The sequence below is a fragment of the Mesorhizobium sp. genome (genome assembly GCF_004962245.1).
Lineage (GTDB): Bacteria > Pseudomonadota > Alphaproteobacteria > Rhizobiales > Rhizobiaceae > Mesorhizobium.
Genome location: NZ_SUHQ01000080.1, coordinates 1 through 2434 on the forward strand (window position 1 = coordinate 1; position 2434 = coordinate 2434).

General features: G+C 60.2%; 1 protein-coding gene and 2 pseudogenes. 1 reads left to right on the plus strand and 2 read right to left on the minus strand.

Going from position 1 to position 2434, the window contains the following annotated elements:
• Positions 1-1588, plus strand: a 1588-nt coding sequence (locus E5X88_RS33350) for an AAA family ATPase (RefSeq protein WP_292168509.1), incomplete at its 5' end; no start/stop codon positions are given.
• 62 nt (positions 1589-1650) lie between these two features.
• Here the strand turns inward: E5X88_RS33350 and E5X88_RS33815 are convergent.
• Both E5X88_RS33815 and E5X88_RS33820 read right to left on the minus strand, forming a co-directional pair.
• Positions 1651-1782 (minus strand): annotated as a pseudogene (locus E5X88_RS33815) (ATP-dependent DNA ligase); the annotation flags it as partial.
• Between the two features lie 498 nt (positions 1783-2280).
• Positions 2281-2434, minus strand: a pseudogene (locus tag E5X88_RS33820) (hypothetical protein); the annotation flags it as partial.

Sequence of the window (2434 nt, forward strand, 5' to 3'; positions counted from 1 at the left end):
GCACCGCCGGCTTCAGGACCACATCGCCCGGCACGCGGCGGGGCGCGATGCGCCGCCGCATGAAGCGTGGCTCGAAGCCGGGCTCGCCTTCGATAACACGGAGGGCTGCCCGTATTGCGGCCAGGAGCTGCGCGACCGCAGCCTGATCGACCTGTACCGCGATTATTTCAGCGACGCCTATAAATCCCTTGCCGCCGAGGTGAAACAGCGGCGGCAGACGCTGGAGCGCTACGGGCGCGGGGAGTTCCGTCAGGCCATCGGCACTAGGACGGACGCCAACCGCGCCGCTATCGGGAATCTGAAGACGCTGACGGGCGAGGGTTGCGAAGCGACGCTCGACATCGACGCCCTGTCGGATGCGATGGAGACTGCCGCCGCCGCCCTTGACCGCGTCTTTCAGCAGAAGCAGCAGGATTTGATTACACCCGCGGCGGCGGATGAATATGAAAACCTCGCGCGCCAATGGGACAGCGGGCGCGCCGCGATCGTCGCCTACAATCAGGAGATTGCTTCCTATGGCGAGCGCATCGAAGGCATCCGCCGCGCGCAGGCCGGCGTGAGCCTGGACTCCGTCAAGAACGAGTTGGCCGTGCTACAGGCGCGAAAGAGGCGTTACGAGGCCGACACAGCCGCCATCGTCGCCGACCTGCAAACCCTCATGGACCGCCAGAAGGCGCTGAAAGACAGCAAGGACGAGTTGCGCGGCCAACTGACCGACCACACCAAGCGCGTGACCGAGGGGCTGGGAACGACGATCAACGCCTATCTGGACCGGCTCGGCGCGGGGTTCCAGATCGACTATCAGCCGCCCAATTACCGGGGAAAGGAACCGGCCGCCGAGTATGCGATCCTCATCAACAAGACGCCTGTACCGCCCCGCGCGGACGACATTGCCGGACCGAGTTTCAAGAATACTCTCTCGAGCGGCGACAAGTCCGTGCTGGCCCTGGCCCTCTTTCTCGCCACCGTAAACACGGATCCGCATCTTGCGGAAACGATCGTCGTTCTCGACGACCCGTTCACCAGCATGGACGAGTTTCGGCGCACGTTCACCGTGAACGAAATCAACAAGCTCACGAACCGGGCGGCGCAGGTGTTCGTTTTCTCGCACGAGCTGGGCTTTTTGCGCCTGCTGTGGGATCGCATCGATCAAAGCAAGATCACGTCATGCGCCATCCAGACAGGCGCGCCCGGCATGGCGAGTCTGGCAACCTTCGATCTTGAACAGGCGACCCGTCCCCGCAACGAAACCGAACGCATGAAGATGATCCAGTTCATCGACGCGACCGAGGGCGAGCCGGGCGAGATACGCGCGCTGCTGCGCAAGGTGCTGGAGCATTTTTACCGCAACGGCGACCCGGAGCTTTTCGACGCCGACGAAATGCTCGACGGGATCATTCGGAAGATCGAGGCGGCACCGGCGGATTATCGCTACAAGGGCGCTTTGGACGACCTGAAGGATATCAACTTTTACACCCGCAATTTCCATCACGCGCCGGTCCCCGGCAGCGTGATAGAGGCCACGCCTGTCGAAGAACTGAAAACCTACTGCCGGCGAGTCCGCGATCTTACGCGCGGCAGTCCTTAGTGTGCTCCGCAATCATCTGCCAAACAGAATCTTGCAATTGTCCGACATGCTGCGCCAGGCGGTCACGAGCAGAAAGAATACACCGTCGCGTCATCCGCGAGTTCGCTGATGCCCTTGAATGAAGGATGCCGTAACTTTCCGTCATCGGTCCAGGCGCGATATTCGATTTCGGCGACGAGCAGCGGCTGCGTGAAGGAAAAATCGCAAAATGGGCCGTTCGCTGCGGCTTATGCTACCACGTAGAAGCTTCTAGCCCGAAACGTATCTCAAGCATTCGCTTGAAGATTGTCAAACGGCGGGAGCTAGAACGCACTGCCAGGAAGGAAACTGACCTCTCCTTGGGGCGATTTCGGTCAACGAGAAGCTTTCACCGGCGAATCGAACGACGGGCTTCCTGGACCGGCGGTAGATCGTAACCTACGGCAAGATATGTCCGCTTCGGGCCAAATCTCAAACCTTCACTCTACCGGGCAGAAAGTTCGCTATCGCGTATTACCGAAATCTGCCGGTTCGCACCCGGCCCAAAAGGCTGCCGGGCGGCAATGCGCCGTATTTGTCGATCGCAGCATCAATCGCCTCGTCTTCGGTTAAGACATCCCATCGTCCAATTACGGTGTCGTGATTCCTCACATTGGCCTCCTCAAACCTGTCCACGGAAGGATAATGCTTGGGCGGTCCTGCGTCATCTCTTCTTAAAGAAACTCGTCAACCGACCGGTCTTCGCGAATTCCTTTGAACGACGGATGCCGGAGCTGGTGATCCTCGGTCCAGCCGCGGTATTCGACGTCGACGACAATCTCCGGCCGCGTCCAAATTGCACCTTTCACTTTGAGACCGGGAATAGGC